We start from the raw sequence: 21,944 nt of genomic DNA on the forward strand, positions 1-21,944 counted from the left end.
CCCAACTCAATGCTGTTTGGCCTGCCTGATACGCAGCAGTATCACCAGCAGCACCAGCAGGACTGGCGGCGCCATGGCCATCAAGCCATCGCGCGCCGTCAGTCCCAACCCCAGTACATTCAGCCCGCCATACAAAAGCTTGAACAGATTCAGCAGGTAATAGGTGATGGCGATGATCGACAGCCCCTCCACCGCTCGCTGGATTTTCACCTGGGCATCTGCCCGGGCATTGAGGCTGCGCAAGATCTCGGCGTTCTGCTCCTCCATCTCAACTTGCACCCGCGCCTGCAGCAAGTCGCCCAGGTTGGCCACGTTCTTCGCCAACTGCTCCAGCCGTTGCTCGGTGGCTGCGCAGTAGCGCACGGTCGGCTTGAACCGGCGCTCGATGAATACCCCAAGGCGCTGGCAGTCACCCACATGGCTTTCCCGCAACTCCCCCAGGCGTTCGAACACCAGCTGTGCGTAGGCCTGGGTGGCGCCAAAGCGGTGACGGGTTTTTACCGTGCGGCTTACAACCTGACGTGACAGGTGGGCAATGGCTTCCAAGAGCCCCTTGGAATCATGGCCATCGACCCCGGCACTGCGCTCGGAGAGGCAGACCAGGGTCTTGTCGAAGGCATCCAGTTCCTGGCTCAGTTGCTTGGCCGTGCTCAGGGTCAGCGAAGCCATCATGCGGTACGTCTCGATTTCCAGCAGGCGGCGGATCATGCGGCCCTGGCGGTAGGCATTGAGGCGCCTGTTGATGAACAGGAAGCGGTTGGTGCCATCCTCGGTCAGGCGGAAGTCGCTCCACACCACCGCATCGCCACCACCCACGCACGAGCCGCACGGGTCTTTGAAACCGTAGTGGGCCAGGTTCAGGTCCTGTTCGTGACGTACCAGCACCTGCACTGCATTGATCACCTGCGCCGCCTGCGGCGCAATCGCCTCGGCCAGCACCGGCGGTAAGGTTTGCCATGTGGTATCGGCTGTGGTGCATGGCACAACCAGCGTCAACGTGAAGAACTCGGTGTGCCGCTCCCATTTGAACGGGTGGCCATCCATGTCAGTGATGCCTTGTGCGGCACCGGTGTCCGAAACATCAGGGCAGCAGCGTTGTAGCAATGCTGTACAGGCAGCATCGCCGCCGAGCAAGGCCAGGTGGAAGACATGCGCCGGGCCGTCGAAATAGAGTGACGGACGGGCGTGCAGTTCATTGTGCAAGGCGGTGCGTTGAGGGTGCATGGGTGGTCCGGCCTGGTGTTGTGATTATGGGGGTACCAGGAAGTGGGACTTTGCGGGCACTGGAGAAAGTCACGCGGGGGGAATGTTTGTATGACCTGTACCGGCCTCTTCGCGGGGGAACTGCTCGTGGGCGCTCAACAGTTGAAAAGCCTTCGCGGTCGCCTGTAGGCGCGGGTTTACCCGCGACAGGGCCGGCCCTGCTGGCCAATTTCCACCGGCCGCTCACCGTCGCAGCCGCCACCGTATTCGCGGGTAAACCCGCTCCTACACACGCACAGGTCGTTGTAGGCGCGGGTTTACCCCCGAACACCGGCAGAGCCGGTGCCATCCACCGCGTTGGTTTCTTCGCGGGCATGCCCGCTCCCACAAGATGACCACAGGCCTGAGGTGTTGTGGATTACCTGTGGGGGGTTACCCGCGAGGAGGCCGGAAAACCATAGATTTCGCCTTGCCCCACGGTTTGATGATTAATCACCTCGATTTCAAAGCCTTTCCAGGCATTGCCGCCGTTGAAGCTGCAGGTTGCTGCCTGTCGACTGACACCGGTGAGAAGCTTCAAGGCGGCCCCTTGCGATATCAGCCCAGACAGCGGGTTACATGCTTGACCGACTGATAGGCTGACAACCCCCAAGGCCCCAGCTCACGGCCGATCCCGCTGCCCTTGGTGCCCCCCCAGGACGTTTCGACGAACACCGCCTGCACCGAGTTGATCCACACATGGCCAACCTCCAGCGCATCGGCCACGCGCTCGGCGCGTTCCAGGTCGGCGGAGCACACCGTGGCGACCAGCCCGAAGCGGCTGTCATTGGCTTCGGCAATGGCCTGTTCCTCGGTAGCAAAGCGCCGTGCGCAGAGCACCGGGCCAAAGATTTCCTCGGTCCACAGGCGGCTGTCTTTCCGCACATCGGTATACAGCGTCGGGCTGACGAACCAGCCTTCACGGTCCAGTGCATGGCCGCCAGCCAGGCACTGCAAACCTTCTTCCCGCGCCGTGGCAAAGTAGCTGGCCACCTTCAGCCATTGCGCCTGGCTGGTCAGCGGGCCCATGTCGACCTCTTCGGTCAAAGGATTACCCACCCGCAGGTTTTCCAGTGCCGCCTGCAAGCGCGGCAGCAGTGCATCGGCAATGCCGTCCTGCACCAGCAGCCGCGATGTGGCCGAACACATCTGGCCGGCGTTCCAGCTGATGCCGGCAACAATCCACTCCACCGCCTGGTCGACATCGCAATCATCGAACACCACAATGGCCGACTTGCCGCCCAGTTCCAGCGTCACCGGCCGGCACTGTGCCGAAGCGCTGCGCATCACCTGGCTGCCGACGCTGTTGCTACCTGTGAAGGACAACTTGTCCAGGCCGTTGTGGTTGCTCAGTGCGGCGCCGGTCTCGGCCTTGCCGTTGACGATGTTCAGCACCCCGGCGGGCAGGCCCAGGGCGTCGGCGATCTGGCCGTAGGCCTGCTCGATCAGCGGGGTGACCTCTGAAGGCTTGAGCACCACGGTGCAACCGGCGGCCAAGGCCGGAGCAAGTTTCCAGGCGCTGGTCACCAACGGGAAGTTCCACGGCACGATCAGGCCGACCACGCCCACCGGTTCAAGGCGGGTGCGGGCGGTGAAACCCGGCGCAGCCAGCGGCACAGTGCGGTTTTTCGATGGCAGTTGCTCGGCCAGCTCGGCGTAATAGCCAAAGGTGGCGATGGCGTCATCCAGGTCGATTTCCGCTTCGTGACGCGGTTTGCCGTTATTGCGCATCTGCAGGGTGACAAGCGCTTCACGGCGTTGCCCGAGCTGTTCGGCAAAACCACGCAGGAAGGCGGCACGTTCACTGGCGCCGGTGCTTTTCCAGGCGGGCAGGGCGCTGCGGGCAGCGGCGACGGCCTGGTCGACCTGGCTCACGCTGGCGGCCATCAGCTCGGCGAACGGTTGCCCCAGTGCAGGGTCGTTGACACTGATGCAGTCGCTGCCTTGGCCTTCGACCCAATGGCCGGCGATATAGTGGGAAGTGGTCATGGTCGGTTTCCAGTCAGGCCATTTCGGCAGTGGTCACAGGCGTATGCGCGGTGCTTTTGCAACGCACCCATCGCGGGCCCAAGGGGCCATACACGCCAGCAGGTTCAGGGAACAGGTTGAGCAACAGCAGGTACAGCACGCCAGCCAGCCCCAGCGTGACCGGCAGGCTCAGGTCGATGCCGCCCGCCAGGTCACCCAGTGGGCCGACGAACTGCCCCGGCAGGTTGACGAAGCACAGGCCAACCGCCGCGCTGGGGATCCACGCCCCCATGCCGCGCCAGTTCCAACCGTGCAGGAACCAGTAGTGGCCACCACGCTGACCGCGGGTGAACACCTGCAGGTCGTCGGCGTGGTAGAAGCCGCGGCGGGTAATCAGGCCAAGGATCATGATCACCATCCACGGGCTGGTGCAGGTAATGATCAGCACGGCAAAGGTCGATACGCTCTGCACGAGGTTGAAGGTGAAGCGGCCAATGAAGATGAAGCCGATCGCCAGCACGCCGATCAGCAGGGTGGCGCCGGCTCGGCTGAGCAAGCGTGGGAACACGCTGGACATGTCCAGGCCGGTGCCATACAGCGCGGTGGTGCCGGTGGACATGCCGCCGATCACCGCAATCAGGCACACCGGCAGGAAGAACCAGCTTGGCGCTACCGCCAGCAGTCCGCCCACATAATTGTTGGCGGCGATGTAGTCCGGCGCCTGGGTGGCGACCAGGGTGGCCGTACACAGGCCGAACAGGAACGGAATCAGCGTCGCCCCCTGTGCCGCGATCACGGCCAGCATGATGCGCGCCTTGGGTGTTTCACGTGGAATGTAGCGCGACCAGTCACCCAGAAACGCACCGAACGACACCGGGTTGCTCATGGCCAGGATCGCCGCGCCGACGAACGCAGCCCAGAAACCTGCCTGGCCAAGGTTGACGCTGCCTGCGTAGCCCGCATCGAAGGGCCCGGCAAAGGCGACGATGCCTAGCAGGAACAGCAGGCTCGAGGCCCACACGGCAATCTTGTTGACCCACAGCATGAAGCGGAAGCCAAAGATGCATACCACCAGTACCAGCACCGCGAACAAGCCGTAGGCCAGGCCCAGGGTCAGGTCGGTCTCTGGCAGGCCGGCCAGGCGCTTGGCACCACCGACCAATGCATCGCCCGAGCTCCACACCGAAAGCGAGAAAAACGCCACCGCCGTGAGCAGCGACAGGAACGAGCCGACGATGCGCCCGTGTACGCCAAAGTGCGCGCCTGATGAAACGGCGTTGTTGGTGCCGTTAAGCGCGCCGAACAGCCCCATCGGGGCAAGGATCAGTGCGCCGATGCCAACGCCAAGCAGAATCGCCCACACACCGGCCTGGAATGACAACCCGAAAAGCACCGGGAAGCTGCCCAATACGGCGGTAGCGAAGGTATTAGCACCGCCGAAGATCAGGCGGAACAGGTCCAGCGGGGAGGCGTCGCGTTGATCGGCGGGGATCTGTTCGACGCCGTTGGTCTCGATACCGGTCGAGTGGCTCATGGTGGTGCTCCAGCGCGGTTGTTGTAGCCAGCGCAGTGCGCGGGCCTTTTTGTGGGTGCGATGGCAGGGCGGCAGCGCCGCGTAAAGGGTGATCAGGCCGGTGTTACGACCGACAGGTGCTCGTGGCAGGCCAGCCACTGGTCACCATGGCGGCGGAAGACAATGGTCTCGCGCTCGCTCAACGGGTGCTCTTCACCGCCGATGCGGATACGCGTGGCCACATCGTGCATGAAAACAGCCACGTCGCCTTGCAGGCTTACATGGGCGTTGCCCGATTCGCAGGCAAGCACGGTAAAGCCCTCGGCCTGCCACTGGGCCCACAGCTCTTCATAGGCGCGACGCGACAGCAGCGGATACGGCAAGGTGTGAAACAGAAAGGTGGCGTCTTCGCTGAAACAGGCGAAATAGCGGGCGGTGTCGTTGCTGGCGAACGCCGCGACGAGGTCGGCGGCAGCTTGCCGCACTTGGAGTGTCTGGTCCACGGGAGTGGCCTCACGGTTTTTTTGTGATTGTGGTGAAGCGATTCTGGTGGCGGTGGGCGAGGGGAAAAATCGCTGGCGGCAAATAATCAGTTCAGGAATTTGTGAAGTGATGGGGCACATGGCAGTACAGGCAAGCCGACTGACGGTCTCTCCCACCCTCCATCCTTGCCTACGCTGATACTCCCAACCCGCTGAAGCAAGGAGATCCACCGTGGCCTTCCAATACAAGCGTCTGGACAAGAACAACGCAGCCGTACTGCTGGTCGACCATCAGACCGGTTTGCTCTCGCTGGTAAGGGACATCGACCCCGACCGCTTCAAGAACAACGTCTTGGCCCTGTCCGACCTGGCCAAATACTTCAAGCTGCCGACCATCCTCACCACCAGCTTCGAGACGGGGCCCAACGGCCCGCTGGTGCCGGAGCTGAAAGAGCAGTTCCCTGATGCCCCCTACATTGCACGCCCGGGCAACATCAACGCCTGGGACAACGAAGATTTCGTCAAAGCGGTAAAAGCCACCGGCAAGAAACAGCTGCTGATTGCTGGCGTGGTCACTGAAGTATGCGTGGCTTTCCCGGCCCTGTCGGCGTTGGAGGAGGGCTTCGAGGTATTCGTCGTCACCGACGCCTCTGGCACGTTCAACGAACTGACCCGTGATTCGGCCTGGCGACGCATGGAGGCTGCCGGGGCGCAGCTGATGACCTGGTTCGGCGTGGCCTGCGAACTGCACCGTGACTGGCGCAATGACATCGAAGGGCTGGGTACCCTGTTCTCCAACCATATCCCGGACTACCGCAACCTGATGACCAGTTACAACAAGCTGGCCAAATAGTGCCTCCCGGGGGCTGCACGACAGCCCCCACATCAATCTGCAAGCGAAGCGGCAAACTGGCATTAATCGACCATACTCACTCTTCATTCGCCTTCAGGAGCGTGTCATGTCGAAGCCGTCCAGGAAGCCCCCCAAAAAACAGCCAGAAAAGCTGGGCGGCAAGGCGTACGAAAAAGCGCTCAAGAACCTGCATGTAGAGTTGGTGAAGCTACAGGAGTGGGTGGTCGCCAAGGGCCTGAAGGTATGCATTGTCTTCGAAGGCCGCGATGGTGCCGGCAAGGGCGGCACCATCAAGGCCATTACCGAGCGTGTCAGCCCGCGGGTGTTTCGTGTGGTGGCGCTGCCCGCACCGACCGAGCGGGAAAAGACCCAGATGTACGTGCAGCGTTACCTGGGCCATCTGCCTGCGGCGGGTGAAGTGGTGATCTTCGATCGCAGCTGGTACAACCGTGCGGGCGTTGAGCGGGTAATGGGCTTTTGCTCTGGCGAGCAAGTGGACAAGTTTCTGACCGGAGTACCCGGGTTCGAAAGGGTCATGGTCGATTCAGGGATCATCCTCATCAAGTACTGGCTTGAAGTCAGCGCCGATGAGCAGACCCGGCGCCTGCAGGATCGCATCAACGACGGCCGCAAGCTGTGGAAGTTGTCGCCGATGGACCTCAAGTCGTATAGCCGCTGGGATGAATACACCCAAGCGCGTGACGAAATGTTCCAGGCGTCGGATACCGCTTGGGCGCCGTGGTTCATGGCCAACTCCAACGACAAACGTCGCGCCCGGCTGAATATCATCAGCCATCTGCTCAGCCGTATTCCCTACAAGGATATAACCCGCGACCAGCACGTGAAGCTGCCCAAACGCGGCAAGATCGGCAAGTACAAGGCGGTCGCCTACCCGTTCAAGTTCGTCGAAGAACGTTTCTGAACCCCTCCCTGCAGGGAGCTGCGAAGGTACGAGCTCATGCCACATGACGGCAGCCTGTTGCAGGCGACGGTGGTATTCCTTTTGGCTGTGGTGCTTCTGGTACCGCTGGCGCAGCGTCTGAAAATGGGCGCAGTACCGGGATACCTCTTGGCGGGTATCTTGATTGGTCCGTCGGTGTTTGGCCTGCTCGGCAACCCGGACAACGTGGCGCGGCTGTCGGAAATGGGCGTGGTCATGCTGTTGTTCGTGATTGGCCTGGAGTTGTCCCCAAGGCGCCTGTGGACCATGCGCCGGGCGCTATTTGGCGTCGGCAGTTTGCAAGTGGGGCTGACCGCCGTGCTGCTTGGGCTACTGGCATTCTGGCTGTTCGACCAATCGAAACCCGCCGCCATCGTGCTGGGGCTGGGCCTGGCGCTGTCGTCCACCGCTTTTGGCTTGCAGGTACTGGCCGAGCGCAAGGACCTGGGCAAACCTCATGGCCGCCTGGCCGTGGCCATCCTGCTGTTCCAGGACATTGCCGCCATTCCCTTGATTGCCGTGGTGCCGCTGCTCGGTGGCGATGTCAGCACTGCTGACGAAGGTGCCTGGCCTTTGTTGGCTGTAGCTGTCGGCATTGGAGTGTTGATTGTTTTTGGCCGTTATCTGCTGACCCCGATATTCAAGTGGACGGTGGGTTCGGGCCTGCCTGAGCTGTCGACCGCCACGGCCTTGCTGGTCGTGCTGGGCACCGCTTGGTTGATGGAGCATGTGGGTGTGTCGATGGCGCTGGGGGCGTTTCTGGCCGGTGTGCTGATGGCCGAGTCGCCGTTCCGCCATGAACTGGAAACCCAGATCGAGCCGATCAAAGGCCTGCTGCTTGGATTGTTCTTCGTTGGCGTAGGTATGAGTGCCGACCTGCGCCTGCTGTTCGGCATGCCGCTGATGGTGCTGGGCCTCACCGTGCTGCTGGTGGTGATCAAGCTGCCCTTGCTGTATGGCCTGGGGCATACGGTCGGTGGGCTCAACCAGGCCCAGGCGTTATGCCTGGGCGTGGTGCTGGCTTCGGGCGGCGAGTTTGCCTTCGTGGTGTTCAAGCTGGCGCTGGAGCACCAGGTACTCACCCAGCAGGTACACGACCTGCTGGTGCTGGCCATCACCTTGTCGATGGCGGTGGTGCCCTTGGTCATGATGGCCCTGGCGCGGCAGCTGCGCGATGACAGCCCTGTACAGGCATCCCCTGAAACGGGCCAGTGAATTGCGCCTTGCTGGCGCATTGGGTATCGGGAGGTGAATCATGCAGTCGAGTTTCAAGCTGGACAGCGCCCTTTCGCGGGGCTTGCTCGATGTGCTCATCAAGGCCGGTCTGGTAGCAGCCTTGGTGATCTTCGCTTTCCAGGTGTTTCAGCCGTTCCTGGAGTTGATGATGTGGGCGGTGATCCTGGCGGTTACGTTGTACCCGTTGCATTGCCGTATCCAGCGCCGCACCGGGCTCAAGCAAGGCTATGTGGCGACGCTGGTGGTGCTACTGGTTCTGGTGCTGCTGCTGGTACCTATCTACCTGGTGATGATGTCCATTGGCGAATCGGTAAACAGCCTGGTGACGCTGCTCAAGAGCGGCGCCTGGAGCGTGCCGGTCCCGCCTGATTCCGTGGCGACCTGGCCACTGATCGGGCCGAAGGTGCATGCGCTGTGGTTGGCGGCCTCCGAAAACATGGCCAGTGTGCTGAATCAGTGGATGCCCCAGATCAAGGGGGCCGGGCTAACGGTGCTGGGCGCTGCGGCCAGCGCCGGTGGGGCTTTCCTTCTGTTCATCGGCGCAATCATCATTTCCGGGGTCATCATGGCCTTCGGTGAACGCGGTGAAATCGCTGCCCAGCGCATCGCCATGCGGGTTTCAGGCGCAGAGCGCGGTAAACCCCTGGCCACGCTGTGTACGGCTACCATTCGCGCGGTGGCACAAGGGGTGATTGGCATTGCCTTCATCCAGATGCTGCTGATCGGTGTTGGTTTTATCGTCAAAGGGGTTCCCGGTGCCGGGATGCTGGCCATCGTCATCCTCATGCTGGGCATTGCACAGGCCCCGGCGACGCTGGTGACCTTGCCGGTGATCATTTATGTGTTCAACGCCGAAGGCTTCACGGTGGCGACCATCATTTTTGCCGTCTACACCTTTGTCGCCGGCCTTGCCGACAACGTGCTCAAGCCGCTGCTGATGGGACGCGGGGTCGATGTACCAATGCCGGTGGTACTGATCGGCGCATTGGGCGGGATGGTGGTCAAAGGCATCATCGGCTTGTTCATCGGCCCGGTAATCCTTGGCGTGGCCTACGTATTGTTCTGGCAATGGGTTGCGCTGCAGGTGCCGGAGCAACCGGCGCCACCTGCCGCCTGAGCCATGCCCAACCGCTGCTGTGGCCTGGGGCTGCTGATCGTGCTGGCCGGTTGCACCCAAGTCGGCCCGGATTATGAAAAGCCCCAAACGCCGTGGTTGGGCGGCTGGAGCACGCCAATGCTGGAGCAGGCCGAGCGCAGCGCGGCGGCGCCCGACCTGCGCCAGTGGTGGGCGGTGTTTGCCGACCCGACGCTGAATACGCTGATAGCTGAGGCCGATGCCAACAACACCAACCTGCGCGTGGCTGGCCTGCGTATCGCTGAAGCCCGTGCCCAGTTGGCCATCGTGCAAACCGGGCGTTATCCACAGCTGCAGCAACTGAGTGCGCAGAGCCTGTACCTGAAGCAGCACCAGTCCGGTACGCCCTCCGCCCGTGATTCGGTGTTCTGGCAATCCAGCGTGGGCTTCGACATCGGCTGGGAAATTGACTTCTGGGGCCGCTTCAGTCGCGCCATCGAAAGCGCCGATGCCGTCTATTTCGCCTCCCAGGCCAACTACGCCGATGCCATGCTGCTGCTACGTGCGCAGGTGGCCGACACCTACTTTGCCCTGCGCACTGCCGAAGCGCGGCTGGCTATTGCACAAGAGAACGCCAAGCGCCAGGCGCGTAGCCTGGAGATCACCGAGCGGTTGTTCCGCCACGGTGAAAATGACGAACTCGACTGGCAGCAGGCGCGTACTCAATACCTGGCGACCCAGGCCACCATTCCCGAGTTCGAGAACCAGCTCAATGCCCTGCGCAATGTGCTGTGTTCGCTGCTCGGCCGCCCGCCTGGGCCGCTGCCGCAGCTGGCGGCCGGCCATGGCCAACTGCCCTTGCCAGACCGGGCAGTGTTGCAGGATGTACCGGCCAGCCTGCTGCAGCGCCGCCCGGACATCCGTGCCGCCGAGCAGGCAGTGGCGGCGCAGTCGGCGCTGGTCGGGGTGGCCGAGGCCGATCTTTATCCACAGCTGAGCTTGCTTGGCAGTATCGGCTGGACCTTTTTATCGGCCAATCATCTGCCCGACACCTTCGACCTGGCGGCTGGCCCAAGCCTGATCTGGAACCCGTTCGACTATGGCCGGCGCAAGAACACCGTACGCGTGGAAGATGCCCGCTTGCAGCAACTGATCGAGTTGTACCACCAGGGCGTGCGCGAAGCCGCCCGTGAGGCCGACGATGCTGCCAGCGGGCTGGTGCGCTCGCTGCAGAGTGCAACCATTCGCGACCAGGCCTCTCAGGCTGCGCAGCGCTCGCTGAATCTGGCCAGCTCGCAATACCGCGAAGGCTTCGCTGATTTTCAACGGGTGCTCGATGCTCAGCAACTGCTGTTGCAGCAACAGGACGGTTACCTGGTCAGCCGTGGCAACGCGGTCAGCAGCCTGGTGACGTTGTACAAGGCCCTGGGTGGTGGTTGGGACGCCAGCCGCGCGCCGATCGACCCGGCGACCCGCCAGCAAATGCAGCAACGCACCGACTGGGGCGAATTGCTCGACGAGCCAGCCCCCACCGCGCATGCACAAGGTGAAATCGAATGAGCGACGCCACGCCCACGCCGCCCCCGTCAGCCCCGGATCGCGGCATGCGCTGGGTGCTGCTGCTGATTGCCGTCAGCCTGCTCTGGTACTTGCTGGCTGACCGCTATACGCCGTACACCCAGCAAGCTCGCCTGCAGGCTTACGTGGTCCCGGTGGCCGCCGAAGTGGCCGGGCAGATCAAGCGTGTGGCCGTAGGCAACAACCAGGAGGTGCGCCAGGGCGATGTGCTGTTCGAACTCGATCAGGAGCAGTACCGCATTGCCTTGGCCCGTGCCGAAGCCGACCTCGATACCGTGCGCCGGCAGATCGGCGCCAGTACCGCCGGCATCGATTCGGCGCAGGCAGCGCTGGTGGCCGCCCAGGCCAACGAACGTAAGGCGCGGCAGGACGCCGAGCGCCTCAAACGGCTGATTGACGAGGACCCCGGTACGGTGTCGGTGCGCCGCCTGGAAGGCGCCCAGGCCACCCGCGACCAGGCCATCAGCCAAGTGGCGGCAGCCCGCGCAGAGGTAGAGCGCGCCCGTGAGCAGCAGGGCGGGGCACAGGAAGACAACGCCCAGCTGCGTAGTGCTGCGGCCAATGTGGAAAAGGCCCGCCTGGACCTTGCCCGTACCGTGGTGCGTGCCGACGCGAACGGGTTGATCACCGACCTGCGCACAGACGTTGGCCACTATGTCGGGGCGGGCAGCCCGATGATGACCCTGATCAGTATCCATGATGTGTGGATAAGTGCCGACATGACCGAGAACAACCTCGGTCGTTTGCGCCCTGAAACCCCGGTGCTGGTGGTGCTCGATGCGCTACCGGGCACCGTGTTGAAAGGGCGTATCCGCAGCATTGGCTATGGCGTGAGCGTGGGCCAGAGCACGCCGCCGGGTACGCTGCCGACCGTGCAGAATAGCCGCGAGTGGCTGCGTTCGGCGCAGCGCTTTCCGGTGATTGTCCAGCTGGAGCGCGACCAGCTTCAGGACAAGACCGTGCTGCGGGTCGGTGGTCAGGCCGAGGTCATGGCCCTGCCCAGCGAAGGCAACCCACTGAACCTGCTGGGCCGGTTGTTCATGTGGCTGATGAGCTGGCTGTCGTATGCCTATTGAATGGCGCCGCTTGCGGGCGCTGCGCCTGGCCTGGGGTGTGGCGTTGTGCCTGGCGGTGAGTTTTGGTATCGGCTTGCCGGTGCCGATCCTGGCGCCGGTGTTTGCGGTGCTGTTACTGGCCATGCGCAGTCAGCCATTGCCGCTGCGTGCGGCACCGGCCCTGGCGTTACTGGTGCTGCTCGCTTGCGGCAGCGGGTTGCTGCTGATTCCGCTGTTGCGCCATGCTCCGTTGGCCGGGGTGTTACTGGTCGGGGTGGGTGTTTTCCTGACCTTGCGCTATGCACTGAAGGGCGGCAACGGCCTGCTGGCCAACCTGCTGGTGGTCGGCCTGACCATGATCGCCGCTGCCGGCACCAGTGACTTCACCCTGGCATTGTCGGTGGTCGAAGCGCTGGCCAAAGGCATGCTGCTGGCAGTGCTGGGCACGTCAGTGGCGCACAGGTTGTTCCCCGAACCTGCCAATGCGCCAGCACCGCCGGTGCCGCCGCTGCTGGGCAGCGAGCATGTCAGCTGGGTGGCGCTGCGTGCCACGTTGATCGTGATGCCGGCTTTTCTGCTGGCATTGATCGCCCCTGACCAGTACATGCCGTTGATCATGAAGGCCGTGAGCGTGGGGCAACAAGCCGGTGAAACCCGCGCGCGGCACGCCAGCCGGGAGCTGATCGGTTCAACCTTGCTTGCCGGGGTGTTGGCGATAGCGCTGTGGGTAGCGCTGAGCCTGTTCGTTCACCTGTGGATGTTCTTTTTGTGGGTACTGCTGTTCGCCCTCTGGCAGGCTCGGCGCCTGTACCAGGCGGTGCCGAGCCGGCAGAGCCCGGCGTACTGGGTCAGTTGCCTGACGACCCTGTTGATCTTGCTGGGGCAGTCGGTGCAGGACAGTGCAGGTGGGCAGGATGTGTACAAGGCATTTGCGGTGCGTATGGCGCTGTTTCTGGCGGTGTCGGTGTATGCCAGCGCCATGTTGATCTGGATTGACCGGCTTCGGAGGCGGCGCGGGCTTCTTCGCAGTTAAGCCCGCTCCCCCAGGCCATTCAGGGCTGCCAATCAACCCCACTCTCTTCCAGATAGGCATCCACCGCTGCGCCCACCGTTGGATGAAAGGCCTTCTCCCCCATATGCTCGAACAACTCGAACTGCCGCATCTTGTCCTTCACCGGGTCCTTCATTTCGGCGAACTGCAACTCCACCCCCCGCGCCTCCAATGCCCGGTCCAGCTCGGCCAGCATGTCCGCCGAAGTGATATCGATACTGGTCACAGGCTCAGCGGCAATTACCACCCGCTGTACCGGCGTTGGCGACGCGTCTACCGCCGCCATCACTGTGTTCTGGAACTGCTCGGCGTTGGCAAAGAACAACGGCGCGTCCCAGCGCAGCAGCACCAGCCCTGGAATACGCCGGGCCTGTGGATAACGCTGCATGTCATGGTAACCGCGCAGCCCATCCGCCCGGCCAAGCACCGCGTGGTGCGGCCGCCAGCCGTCCCACAGGAACTCGATCACCGACACCACCACGGCAATGCAGATACCGGGAATGGCGCCGAACACTGCCACGCCGACAAAGCAGGTGAACGACAGCCAGAACTCCCACTGCTGCATGCGGAAGATACGCTTGAGGTCGGCAAACTCGAACAGCCCCAGTGCAGCGGCAATCACCACCGCAGCCAAAGCGCTGTTGGGCAGGTGCTGCATCAGATTGGGCGCTACCAGCAGCAACAGGGTTACCGCCAGGGCGCCGATGATGCCGGTGAGCTGGGTCTGCGAGCCGGCAGCTTCGGCCACTGGGGTGCGCGATGAACTGCTGCTGATCGGGATGCCCTGGAACAGCCCCGAGGCCAGGTTGGCCACGCCCAGGCCGAACATTTCCTGGTTGGGGTTCACCCGCATCTTGAGGCGCGCGGCATAGGAGCGTGACAGCACACTGGTGTCGGCGAACGACACCAGCGCCACTGCGATCCCGCCCAGTAGCACCTCGACCAGGTCAATGTCGCTGACCCAGGGGAAGACGAAGCCGGGCAGGCCTTGGGGCAATTGCCCGAGTACCTTGACGCCCATCTGATCGAGGTTGAACACGCTCACTGCCAGCGTCGCCAGTACCACGGCGATCAGGATGCCCGGCAGGCGCTTGAACGGTTTGAGCAGCAGAATCAGCGCCAGGCTACCGGCACCCACGACAAAGCTTGGCCAGTGCCCTTGGCCGGCGTATAGCGCCTGGCCCAAGGACCAAAGGTCACGCAAGGGCCCTTCGCTGTCGACTTTGATGCCGAACAGCTTGGGCAACTGGCTGATCAATACGGTCAAGGCGATGCCGTTCATGTACCCATAGCGGATGGGCTTGGACAGCAACTCGGTGATAAAGCCCAGGCGCAGCAGCCCGGCAATCACACAGAACGCCCCTGCGACCAAGGCCATCATGCTGGCGATGGCGATCGCCCGCTGCGGGTCGCTGGCCGCGTATTGCACCACCACCGCCAGGATAGGCGCGGCCAGCGCCGAGTCCGGGCCCAGCACCAGGATACGGCTGGGACCGAACAGGGCATAGGCCAGCAGAGGGATGATGGTGGCGTACAGGCCATAGATGCCGGGGACGCCGGAAGCCTCGGCGTAGGCGATGCCCACAGGCACCAGCATGGTGGTGAGTACCAGGCCGGCGGCGATGTCCTTGGGTAGCCAGGCTGCCTTGTAGTGGAGCAGGGTGACCAGGCCGGGTAACCAGCGTTGCCAGTCGAAACGAGTGGGGTGGGGCATGGTGTCGGCTCTGGGCGAGAAGGGCGCTGAACCTCAGCTTAGATGCTGGGGGCGGGGCCCGCTTTGTGGCCCGTTGCGACACAAGGCCGCCCCTGCACAGGGCGCATGTCCGGGCAAAACAAAACCCCTTGAAGCGCAAGCCTCAAGGGGTTTGTGTGTGCTGCAGGTTACCGCTTAGACGTTGAAGCGGAAGTGCATCACGTCGCCGTCTTTGACGATGTAATCCTTGCCTTCCAGACGCCACTTACCGGCTTCCTTGGCACCGGCTTCACCCTTGAACTGGATGAAGTCGTCATAGGCCACCACTTCAGCGCGGATGAAGCCTTTTTCGAAGTCGGTGTGGATAACGCCGGCTGCCTGCGGGGCAGTGGCTCCGACGCGAACGGTCCAGGCGCGTACTTCCTGCACGCCGGCAGTGAAGTAGGTCTGCAGGTTCAGCAGCTCGTAACCGGCGCGGATCACGCGGTTCAGGCCAGGCTCTTCCAGGCCCAGGGCCTCGAGGAACATGTCCTTCTCTTCACCGTCTTCCAGCTCGGCGATTTCCGCTTCGATCTTGTTGCACACCGGCACCACGACCGCGCCTTCTTCCTCGGCAATGGCCTTGACCACGTCCAGGTGCGGGTTGTTGTCGAAGCCGTCTTCGGCCACGTTGGCGATGTACATCACCGGTTTGCTGGTCAGCAAGTGGAAGCCACGGATGACGGCCTTTTCGTCGTCAGCCATGTGCTTCATCAGGCTGCGCGCAGGCTTGCCTTCGGTAAAGTGCGGGATCAGCTTTTCCAGAATGGCCTTTTGCGCCAAGGCATCCTTGTCGCCGCCCTTGGCGTTGCGGGCTACCTTCTGCAGTTGCTTTTCGCAGCTGTCGAGGTCGGCGAAGATCAGTTCGAGGTCGATGATCTCGATGTCACGCTTGGGGTCGACGCTGTTGGAAACGTGGATCACGTTCTCGTCTTCGAAGCAGCGCACCACGTGGGCAATGGCGTCGGTCTCGCGGATGTTGGCGAGGAACTTGTTGCCCAGGCCTTCGCCTTTCGAGGCACCGGCAACCAGGCCGGCGATGTCGACGAATTCCATGGTGGTCGGCAGGATGCGGTTTGGCTTGACGATTTCAGCCAGCGCAGCCAGGCGAGCGTCGGGCATAGGCACGATGCCGCTGTTCGGCTCGATGGTGCAGAAAGGGAAATTCTCCGCCGCGATGCCAGACTTGGTCAGGGCGTTGAACAGGGTGGACTTGCCGACGTTGGGCAGGCCGACGATGCCGCAATTGAAACCCATGGGTATTCCCCTCTCTAAAGGAAATCAGGCCTTCTGGCTGTGCAGCTCGCGCATCGCCTTGGCGAAATCGCCGGCAAGCACGTCCGGCAGCACGCCGAGGGCAAAATCGATGCTGGCGTCGAGCTTCTCCTGCTCGGCGCGCGGCGCGCGGCCCAGGACGAAGTTGGATACCAGTTTGGCGTCACCCGGGTGGCCGATGCCAAGCCGCAGGCGGTGGAAGTCGTTCTGGTTACCGAGCTGCGCGATGATGTCGCGCAGGCCGTTGTGCCCACCATGGCCGCCGCCGCGCTTGAGCTTGGCAACGCCGGGGGGCAGATCGAGTTCGTCGTGTGCCACCAGTATCGCTTCCGGCTTGATGCGGAAGAAATTGGCCAAGGCCGCTACGGACTGGCCGCTGCGGTTCATGTAGGTGGTGGGGATCAACAAACGAACGTCGTTGCCCTGATGGCTGAATTTAGCCGTCAGGCCGAAATACTTTTTGTCAGCGGTCAGCGAAACACGCTGGGCGCTGGCAAGGCGTTCAACGAAAAGAGCCCCTGCGTTATGCCGGGTCTGTTCGTATTCGGGGCCGGGGTTACCCAGGCCAACGATCAACTGGATGGCGGTCACGTCAGGGGCTCTTCCTTGGAGTTGGTGGGTTACAGTGCGCGCGGCACTGTAACCCGATCAACGCCGGCGTGCGAGTGGATTACTCGGCAGCGCCTTCTGCTTCTGGAGCAACGCGTGGAGCGTGAACGTTGGCAACAGCTTTGTCATCACCGTGGGCCAGAGCGACGAACTCTACGCCTTTCGGAGCTTTCAGGTCCGACAGGTGGATGATGGTGCCGATTTCGGCGTTGCCCAGGTCAACTTCGATGAACTCAGGCAGGTCTTTGGCTTCGCAGGAAACTTCGATCTCGGACTCAACGTGGGAGATCTCGCCGCCTTTCTTGACCGGGGCTTCTTCGTTGATGAAGTGAACCGGAACCTTGGCGGTCAGCTTCTGGCCAGCAACGACGCGAACGAAGTCAGCGTGCATGATGAACTGCTTGGCTGGGTGGCGCTGCATGGCCTTGATGATGACGTTCTGCTTAACACCGTCAACGTTCAGTTCGATAACGTGGCTGAAGGCAGCTTCGTTTTCGAACAGCTTGGTGATTTCCTTGGCCAGGATGGTCAGGGATTGAGCTTCTTTATCACCACCGTAGACAACGGCTGGGATGCTCAGCGAGTGACGCAGGCGGCGGCTCGCACCTTTCCCCAGGTCAGTACGCGCTTGGGCGTTCAGAATAAAATCAGTCATTTTGTTTCTCCAAAATAGCCCCCCGAGGGCGTTTGCGACCAGCGCCAACGGGGATGGCAAAAAAGCCCCGCCCCAACACAGGTTGGGGCGGGGCGCTTCACATCAACACGTGTCCCGCTTAGCGGAACATCGCGCTGATCGATTCTTCGTTGCTGATGCGGCGTACCGCTTCAGCGACAACCGGTGCGATATCCAGCTGGCGGATACGATCACAGGCTTGAGCAGCGGCGGACAGCGGAACGGTGTTGGTCACCACCAGCTCGTCCAGTACCGACTTCTCGATGTTCTCGATGGCGCGGCCCGACAGGACAGGGTGCGTGCAATAGGCGTAAACCTTGGCAGCGCCGTGCTCTTTCAGGGCTTTGGCCGCGTGGCACAGGGTGCCGGCGGTGTCGACCATGTCGTCTACCAGGATGCAGGTGCGCCCTTCGACGTCGCCGATGATGTGCATAACCTCGGAGTGGTTAGCCTTTTCGCGGCGTTTGTCGATGATACCCAGATCGACGCCCAGGGACTTGGCGACAGCGCGTGCGCGCACGACACCACCGATGTCCGGGGAGACGATCATCAGGTTCTCGAAACGCTGGTCTTCGATGTCGTCAACCAGTACGGGCGAGCCGTAGATGTTGTCGACGGGGATATCGAAGAAGCCTTGGATCTGGTCAGCGTGCAGGTCGACGGTGAGTACACGGTCGATACCTACGACAGTGAGCATGTCAGCAACAACTTTGGCGCTGATGGCTACACGTGCCGAACGCGGACGGCGGTCCTGGCGGGCATATCCGAAGTAGGGAATCACGGCGGTGATTCGGGATGCTGAGGAGCGGCGGAAGGCGTCGGCCATCACTACCAGTTCCATCAGGTTATCGTTGGTCGGGGCGCAGGTCGGCTGAATAATGAAAACGTCTTTACCGCGAACATTTTCATTGATCTCAGTACTGATCTCGCCGTCGGAGAATTTACCGACAGAGACGTCACCGAGAGGGATATGCAGCTGACGTACGACACGCCGAGCCAGATCGGGGTTAGCGTTCCCCGTAAAGACCATCATCTTGGACACGCGCAGTACCTGAAGGCTGAGGGTATACCTGGATGAGTATAAGGAAAATGGCAGGGGCGGCTGGATTCGAACCAACGCATGGCAGGATCAAAACCTGCTGCCTTACCGCTTGGCGACGCCCCTGTATCTGTTGCTGCGAACGCTCATGCGCTCGACTTCTTGACCAGACTTTGCAGCTTGCGATGCAACATCGAAATATTGCTTCCTTTCGCCACAAACCCTGTTTGGGTCGCTGAAAGAAGGGCCAGAACTTTATCAGCTTCGGCTTTGCTTGGGAAGGCCCCAAACACACAACTTCCAGTGCCGGTTAGTCGAGCCTCAGTGAATTTTCCCAGTGAATTCAACGCATTGCGAACTTCTGGGTAATTCTGCTCTACCACCGGTTGGCAGTCATTTCGACTGTTTCCCTCGGGAACGGGGCGCATCTTAAGGGGGAGAGAATCACGTGTCAACTGTGGATGTGAAAAAATTTCTACTGTGCTGACAGACACTTGCGGCACCAGCACGACATACCAGGGTTCGATCGGGTCGACCGGGGTCAGTTGTTCGCCTACGCCTTGCGCGAATGCTGCGTGGCCGCGTACGAACACCGGCACATCGGCGCCCAGGCTAAGCCCCAGTGCGGCCAGGCGGTCTTCGTCCCAGTCCAGTTGCCACAGGTGGGCCAGGGCGAGCAGGGTGGTCGCGGCGTCCGAGCTGCCACCGCCGATACCTCCGCCCATGGGCAGTACCTTGGTCAGCCAGATGTCGGCGCCAAGCGTGGTGCCCGATTGTGCTTGCAACATGCGCGCGGCCCGTACGATCAGGTTGCTGTCGTGGGGGACGGCCTCGATCTCGGTGTGCAAGCGGATCACGCCATCGTCACGCAGGGCAAAACTCAGTTCGTCGCCATGGTCTAGAAACTGAAACACCGTTTCCAGTTCGTGGTAACCGTCTGCGCGGCGGCCGATGATGTGCAGCCACAGGTTGAGCTTGGCCGGGGCGGGCAGGGTGAGCTTTTGCATGCGATCAATGCCCCAGCTGGCGCGGCTGCCAGTCCTTGACCACCAGGGTCACGTCCAGGTCCTTGCCGTGCAGTTTCAGGCGCTCGGGCAACCAGTAGCCGTTCTGTTCGGTGTAGCTCAGGTACTGCACCTGCCAGCCATCCTGGTCGAGGCTGGCCAGGCGGCTGTCGCCATCCAGGGTCAGCTTGCTCTTGCTGTCGGGGGCGGGCAGGCCGCGCACCCACCAGACCAGGTGCGAAACCGGCAGTTGCCAGCCCAGTTGCTCTTCCAGCAGCGCTTCTGGGCTGGTGGCTTCGTAGCGGCCCTGGTTGGCCACTTCCAGCACCACGCCACCCGGGCGGCCGGTAAGGCGTGCGGCGCCACGGCCCAGCGGGCCGGCCAGGCGAATGTCGTAATAGTCCTGACGTTGCAGCCAGAACAGCGTGCCGCTGCCGGAATCGCGCGGGGCACGGATACCGACCTTGCCGTTGATCTGCCAGCCATCGAGGCTGCTCAGCTGCGCTTTGTGGGCGCGCCACTGCTGCGGGTCGCCGTGGCCCTGCAGGGCCTCGCGGCTACCGAAGCCGGCACAGCCGGCCAGCAGGGCGATCATGATAAAGGTGATGCAATGGCGCAGGAACATGGCGTTAAAGAGTCTCGGATCCGGTCAGGCGCAAAAGGGTCTTGCGCAGGATAGGGCTGTCGGCCTGGGCCTCGAAGCCCTTGGCCCATACATGGCGAGCTTCGCGGCGCTTGCCGTTGGCCCACAGTACTTCGCCCAGGTGGGCGGCCACTTCGTGGTCGGGGAAGTTGGCAAAGGCCTGGCGCAGGTAGGTTTCAGCGACGTCGAGGTTGCCCAGGCGATAGTTGACCCAACCCAGGCTGTCGAGCACTGCCGGGTCATCGGGGGTCAATTGGTGGGCCTTGTCGATCAGTGCCTTGGCTTCGGCATAGCGGGTGGTGCGGTCGGCCAGGGTGTAGCCCAGGGCGTTCAGGGCCATGGCGTTTTCTGGCTCGCGGGCGATGATGGCGCGCAGGTCTTTTTCCATCTGCGTCAAATCGTTGCGCTTCTCGGCCAGCATGGCGCGGGTGTAAAGCAGGTTGAGGTCGTCCGGGTAGCGCTGGATGGCTTGCTGCAGCACCTGATTGGCCTGGGCGTCCTTGTTGTTGTTGCTGTAGCTTTCCGATTCGATCAGGAATAGCTGGATGGCGTAGTCTGGCTGGGCTTCGCGCGCTTCGGCGAGCAGGCGCGAGGCATCGCTGCCGCGACCGTTGGCGATCAGGATGTCAGCCTGGCGCAGCTGTGCCGGCAGGTAGTCTGGGCCTGGGCCGACCAGGGCGTATTCATCCAGAGCGCCAGCAGGGTCGTGGCGCTCCTCGTGGATGCGGCCCAGGTTCAGGTGCGCGGCGTCAACGTAGCTGTCGCGCTCGATCAGCTCCTGCAAGTAGCCTTCGGCTTCATCCCAGTCTTTGTTCTCCAGGCACACCAGCGCCAGCGAGTAGCGCAATTCGTCATCATCGGGGTATTGCTGGACCAGGCTGATGAACTCGCCTTTGGCATCGGCGATACGGTCCTGTTCGACCAGGGTGCGAGCGTAGGTGAGGCGCAGGCGTTTGTCGTCCGGGTTGTCGCGAATCGCCCCGCGCAGCAGTGGCAGGGCCTCTGGACCACGGTCCAGGGCCTGCAGCAGACGGGCGCGCAGCAGGATCGGGGCGACTTCGCCGTTTTGTGCCGGGTGCGACTCAAGCAGTTCCAGGGCTTCTTCGGTCTTGCCGTCCTGGTTCAGCAGCAGGGCCTTGCCGAATATCAGCTGGCCGTTGTCGGGGTATTTCACCAGCAGGCGTTCGAAACTTTGCAGCAGGCCGTCGCGGGTGCTCTGGTCGGTTTCGGCTGCGGACAGGGCGAGGAAGTCGAAGTGGGTGTCGCCCTGGCCCTGCAGTACCTTTTCCATGTAGGCCATGGACTCGTCATAGCGGCCGGCGCGGGCCAGCTGGATGGCGGCGGCGCGCTGGGCGTCGAGGTTCTGCGGGTCGTTGCGCGCCCAGACCAGTGCATTCTCCAGTGACGGCTCGTCGGCGCCGAGGTACTCGGCAATGCGGTAGGCGCGCTCGGAAACTGCTGGGTCCTGGGTTTTTGCCGCCTGATCGGTGTAGTTGGCCAGGGCGATGTCGAAACGATTGCGCTGGCCGGCCAGCTCTGCCACCAACAGGCTATAGAGTGTGTCCTGCTTGAACGAACCATACACCACGGGCTTTTCCGCCTCTGCCTTGCCAGCTTCGGCGACGGGAGGCTCGGCCTTTTGCGGGGCCAGGCTCTGGCAGCCCTGGAGCAGGGCGAAGGCAAGCAGCAATGCGTATGGTTTGTTCATAGAAAGGCTTATTAGGAGGACTCACCGGCGGTCGGAGCATGATGACACAAGCGCGTAGGCAAACCCACCTGCGAAGGTATGAAGCTACGCTTAGCCTATGCAGACCGCACTGCGCGCGCAGGGTTCGCCCCAGGCTGGCCACGATGCCCAGCGTTCGTGCTGTTGTTCTGCTTCTGCTTCTGCTTCTGCTTCTAAGCGCGCGATAGTTCAGTCGACGCAGATTGCGACTTCAGGAGGCCGAGCGCAGGGCTTGCGGAGGGAGGTGACG

General features: G+C 62.5%; 20 protein-coding genes and 1 tRNA gene. 7 read left to right on the forward strand and 14 right to left on the reverse strand.

Translation table 11 applies throughout. The features are described 5' to 3' along the window. Nucleotides 1-6: 6 nt before the first annotated feature. The 5 genes from ACK59Z_RS19260 to ACK59Z_RS19280 form a co-directional block, all read right to left on the reverse strand. Entirely contained in the window at nt 7-1,224 is a 1,218-nt protein-coding gene (locus ACK59Z_RS19260) for a DUF3422 domain-containing protein (protein ID WP_003247428.1), read from the reverse strand. Nucleotides 1,225-1,621: 397 nt separating this feature from the next. Next, a complete protein-coding gene (locus tag ACK59Z_RS19265; protein ID WP_176393427.1) occupies nt 1,622-1,783 on the reverse strand; it encodes a hypothetical protein in 162 nt (53 codons plus the stop codon). 17 nt (nt 1,784-1,800) lie between these two features. Then, complete coding sequence (locus ACK59Z_RS19270; RefSeq protein WP_409293567.1) at nt 1,801-3,231, reverse strand: aldehyde dehydrogenase family protein; 1,431 nt, start codon at nt 3,229-3,231, stop codon at nt 1,801-1,803. A gap of 13 nt (nt 3,232-3,244) precedes the next feature. After that, nucleotides 3,245-4,744, reverse strand: coding sequence for a cytosine permease (locus ACK59Z_RS19275; RefSeq protein ID WP_010951957.1), 1,500 nt, complete (start codon nt 4,742-4,744; stop codon nt 3,245-3,247). 92 nt (nt 4,745-4,836) lie between these two features. Then, nucleotides 4,837-5,226: a nuclear transport factor 2 family protein gene (locus ACK59Z_RS19280; protein WP_004575697.1), complete on the reverse strand. Its 390-nt coding sequence runs from the start codon at nt 5,224-5,226 to the stop codon at nt 4,837-4,839. 211 nt (nt 5,227-5,437) lie between these two features. On the opposite strand from ACK59Z_RS19280, the gene ycaC reads away from it, so the two are divergent. From ycaC to ACK59Z_RS19315, 7 genes are all read left to right on the forward strand, one after another. Next, nucleotides 5,438-6,058, forward strand: coding sequence for an isochorismate family cysteine hydrolase YcaC (gene ycaC / locus ACK59Z_RS19285; protein WP_010951959.1), 621 nt, complete (start codon nt 5,438-5,440; stop codon nt 6,056-6,058). A gap of 106 nt (nt 6,059-6,164) precedes the next feature. Then, nucleotides 6,165-6,980, forward strand: a complete 816-nt coding sequence (ppk2, locus tag ACK59Z_RS19290) for a polyphosphate kinase 2 (RefSeq protein WP_003247423.1) — start codon at nt 6,165-6,167, stop codon at nt 6,978-6,980. Between the two features lie 36 nt (nt 6,981-7,016). Beyond that, complete coding sequence (locus ACK59Z_RS19295) at nt 7,017-8,213, forward strand: monovalent cation:proton antiporter-2 (CPA2) family protein (RefSeq protein WP_047605084.1); 1,197 nt, start codon at nt 7,017-7,019, stop codon at nt 8,211-8,213. 40 nt (nt 8,214-8,253) lie between these two features. Next, entirely contained in the window at nt 8,254-9,351 is a 1,098-nt protein-coding gene (locus ACK59Z_RS19300; RefSeq protein ID WP_409293568.1) for an AI-2E family transporter, read from the forward strand. 3 nt (nt 9,352-9,354) lie between these two features. Then, the gene (locus ACK59Z_RS19305) at nt 9,355-10,869 is read left to right on the forward strand and encodes an efflux transporter outer membrane subunit (protein ID WP_409293569.1); all 1,515 of its coding nucleotides are present in this window, start codon (nt 9,355-9,357) and stop codon (nt 10,867-10,869) included. Then, nucleotides 10,866-11,963: an HlyD family secretion protein gene (locus tag ACK59Z_RS19310; protein ID WP_003247419.1), complete on the forward strand. Its 1,098-nt coding sequence runs from the start codon at nt 10,866-10,868 to the stop codon at nt 11,961-11,963. Before ACK59Z_RS19305 ends, ACK59Z_RS19310 begins: the two co-directional genes overlap by 4 nt. Next, entirely contained in the window at nt 11,953-12,975 is a 1,023-nt protein-coding gene (locus ACK59Z_RS19315; protein WP_409293570.1) for a DUF2955 domain-containing protein, read from the forward strand. The genes ACK59Z_RS19310 and ACK59Z_RS19315 overlap by 11 nt, the downstream gene beginning before the upstream one ends. Before the next feature lie 19 nt (nt 12,976-12,994). Here the strand turns inward: ACK59Z_RS19315 and ACK59Z_RS19320 are convergent, their stop codons facing one another. The 9 genes from ACK59Z_RS19320 to ACK59Z_RS19360 all read right to left on the reverse strand — a co-directional run bounded on the left by ACK59Z_RS19320 (nt 12,995) and on the right by ACK59Z_RS19360 (nt 21,676). Then, nucleotides 12,995-14,707: a SulP family inorganic anion transporter gene (locus ACK59Z_RS19320; RefSeq protein WP_014862061.1), complete on the reverse strand. Its 1,713-nt coding sequence runs from the start codon at nt 14,705-14,707 to the stop codon at nt 12,995-12,997. 174 nt (nt 14,708-14,881) lie between these two features. After that, nucleotides 14,882-15,982 (reverse strand): redox-regulated ATPase YchF, encoded by a 1,101-nt coding sequence (gene ychF / locus ACK59Z_RS19325; RefSeq protein WP_003247414.1) that lies wholly within the window; start codon nt 15,980-15,982, stop codon nt 14,882-14,884. A gap of 24 nt (nt 15,983-16,006) precedes the next feature. After that, entirely contained in the window at nt 16,007-16,591 is a 585-nt protein-coding gene (gene pth / locus ACK59Z_RS19330; RefSeq protein WP_003247413.1) for an aminoacyl-tRNA hydrolase, read from the reverse strand. Nucleotides 16,592-16,670: 79 nt separating this feature from the next. Further along, nucleotides 16,671-17,264 carry a 50S ribosomal protein L25/general stress protein Ctc gene (locus ACK59Z_RS19335; RefSeq protein WP_003247411.1) on the reverse strand — a complete coding sequence of 198 codons (594 nt, stop codon included), beginning with the start codon at nt 17,262-17,264 and terminating at the stop codon, nt 16,671-16,673. A gap of 118 nt (nt 17,265-17,382) precedes the next feature. Then, nucleotides 17,383-18,324, reverse strand: a complete 942-nt coding sequence (locus ACK59Z_RS19340) for a ribose-phosphate pyrophosphokinase (protein ID WP_003247410.1) — start codon at nt 18,322-18,324, stop codon at nt 17,383-17,385. A gap of 48 nt (nt 18,325-18,372) precedes the next feature. Then, a tRNA-Gln gene (locus ACK59Z_RS19345) sits at nt 18,373-18,447 on the reverse strand. A 20-nt stretch (nt 18,448-18,467) separates the two neighbouring features. Further along, nucleotides 18,468-19,328 carry a 4-(cytidine 5'-diphospho)-2-C-methyl-D-erythritol kinase gene (ispE, locus tag ACK59Z_RS19350; RefSeq protein WP_019750445.1) on the reverse strand — a complete coding sequence of 287 codons (861 nt, stop codon included), beginning with the start codon at nt 19,326-19,328 and terminating at the stop codon, nt 18,468-18,470. A gap of 4 nt (nt 19,329-19,332) precedes the next feature. Further along, entirely contained in the window at nt 19,333-19,950 is a 618-nt protein-coding gene (gene lolB, locus ACK59Z_RS19355; RefSeq protein WP_019750446.1) for a lipoprotein insertase outer membrane protein LolB, read from the reverse strand. A 4-nt stretch (nt 19,951-19,954) separates the two neighbouring features. Then, nucleotides 19,955-21,676: a tetratricopeptide repeat protein gene (locus ACK59Z_RS19360; protein WP_003247399.1), complete on the reverse strand. Its 1,722-nt coding sequence runs from the start codon at nt 21,674-21,676 to the stop codon at nt 19,955-19,957. Between the last annotated feature and the right edge of the window lie 268 nt (nt 21,677-21,944).

The organism is Pseudomonas sp. KCJK9058 (assembly GCF_046230975.1).
GTDB classification, from domain to species: domain Bacteria; phylum Pseudomonadota; class Gammaproteobacteria; order Pseudomonadales; family Pseudomonadaceae; genus Aquipseudomonas; species Aquipseudomonas alloputida.